Here is a 1907-nt window from a genome sequence, read left to right as displayed (position 1 = left end):
TCCGAACTGCCCTGCCCGAACGGCGAGTCGCCCATCGCCGCGTACGCCAGCGTCGCGCCGAAGGCGAAGACGTCGGTGGCCGGGGTGACCGCCGCCCCGTGGGTGCCGACCGCAGGCTGCTGCGGCAGCGGCTCATCGTCTTCGTCACCGTGACCCTCCTCGTCGCGCTCGGCATCGCCGCCGCCCAGGGCTGCCAGGGCCCCAGCCGCGGCATCGGCCTGCTGCCCGGGGCCGGCGCCGACGTGACGGCGCCGCACGCGCCGTAGGCCTGCCACCGCGTAGCCGCTGCCACCGGGACACCGCCCGTCGCGCCGGCCAGCCGGCCGGACCCATGTGAACCCGCACGAACTCCCCACGCGCCTTCGTCGACGCCCTCTCCGCTCCCCCGCGGCGCCCGGACACGCCGACCTCCGTCGCGATCTGCTCGATGGTCGCCTTCTCGAAGCCGGCGTCCTCGTCGACGTGGCGCTGGGGGCGGTGCGCGAGGCCGCGGGTGAGGCCTCCGGCGGTCGGCCTTAGGCGAGCGCCGCCTCGTCGATCAGGCGGTGCATGACGGCGACAGGGATCGCGGGGTTCTGGGCCGCCCACTCCGCCGTCACCGGTTTACGCAGCAGACGGACGATGTCCCAGGCGGGCAGGCTCGGGTGCCGGGCCGCGCGGTACCACACGGCGCTCGCGGGGTCGTCGGCCAGCCGCGCCGCCGCGGCGGGCGTCAGCCGCGGATCCTCGGCGGCCCGCATCCGTACCTCCTGGTCCGGGTCCCGGCTGAAGCGGTCCACAAGCTCCGCGGTGGACTCCGGGTCCTCCAGCGCGAGCCGGCGCATCCGGGGATCCGGGTCGTCCGCGAAGCGCAGGAGGCCCGCGCGCGGGAAGTTGGGGTGGCCACGCGGCCGGTCCGGAACCGAGAAGCTGCCGGTCCACCAGCCCCACACCTCCAGCAGCATGTCCGGGGGCGCGTCCTGGCACGACTCGGCGAGGAAGAGCCGGACCGCCCTGTCCTCGTCCCGGGCCAGCAGCTCGGCCACGTCGGCGGGAAGCCGCGCGGCGCGGGCCACGCTGCGGCGCAGGAACACATGGCCGGACTGGGCGAGGCGGCGCATCGCCTCCGGGTCGTCGTGGAGCGCCACGACCCAGGGCAGTTCGTCGAATTTGCGGTGGGTGTCGATCTCGGCGCGGACGGCGGCCCTTTGCAGTTCGGTGAGTTCGGGACGGACGGAGACGGCGACGCGGACGTCGTTGTCGTCGTCGGCGGCGAGACGGGTGACCAGGTCGGGCTGCAGGTGCGGGTTGCCGGCGAGGGCGCGGCGCACGGCGGGGTCGCCGTCGGCGGCCAGACGCGCAGCGAGGTCGTGGTCGAGCCGGCAGGCGGCGACCGCGTGCGCGGGGCGGTCCAGTGCCTCGAAGACGTCGGCGGGCATGGGGTGGTCGTCGTCCTCGTGGTGCCGCAGCAAGGCGGCGGCACGCACACGCGGCGAAGGGTCCGCGCGCAGTGCCTCCCGGGTGGGGGACGGAAGGTGGGCCCAGACGCGGGGGCACGCGGCGGCCCGTACGCCCGGGTCGGGGTCCCCCGCGAGGAGGACGAGGAGGGAGTCCGGAAAGCCGGGCAGGACGGCGGCGGTCGCCCGGACCAAGGGTGAGGGGTCGGCGGCCAGCCGCGCGTAGCCCTCCGGGGTGAGGCGCGCCCTGTGGTACCCGGCGTAGTGCACGACGGTCTCGCGCCGGGCGGCGTCGGACTCCCCGAGGGCCAGCCCGGTCCACTGCTCGGGCGTCATGCCCCTTTGGTGCTCCGCCAGGCCACCGCGGACCTTCCAGTCGGTGTGCGCGATGGCGGCGTCCACGACGGAGGGGGGCAGGGCGCTGCTGAGCAGGTACGAGGTGATGCCCAGGAGTCGGGTCAGCACGGGGGG

General features: G+C 75.9%; 1 protein-coding gene and 1 pseudogene. One reads left to right on the top strand and one right to left on the bottom strand.

The window, feature by feature from the left end:
- Positions 1-266: pseudogene (locus tag PV350_RS46410) on the top strand (serine/threonine protein kinase); the annotation flags it as partial.
- Positions 267-515: 249 nt separating this feature from the next.
- Here PV350_RS46410 and PV350_RS46405 read toward each other — a convergent pair.
- On the bottom strand, positions 516-1907 hold a 1392-nt coding region (locus PV350_RS46405), incomplete at its 5' end, for a PE-PGRS family protein (RefSeq protein ID WP_500339287.1).

The sequence above is a fragment of the Streptomyces sp. PA03-6a genome (assembly GCF_033792765.1).
GTDB lineage: Bacteria > Actinomycetota > Actinomycetes > Streptomycetales > Streptomycetaceae > Actinacidiphila.
The sequence above is the reverse complement of the archived record's forward strand: the minus strand, read 5'-3'. Positions and strand labels throughout refer to the sequence as shown.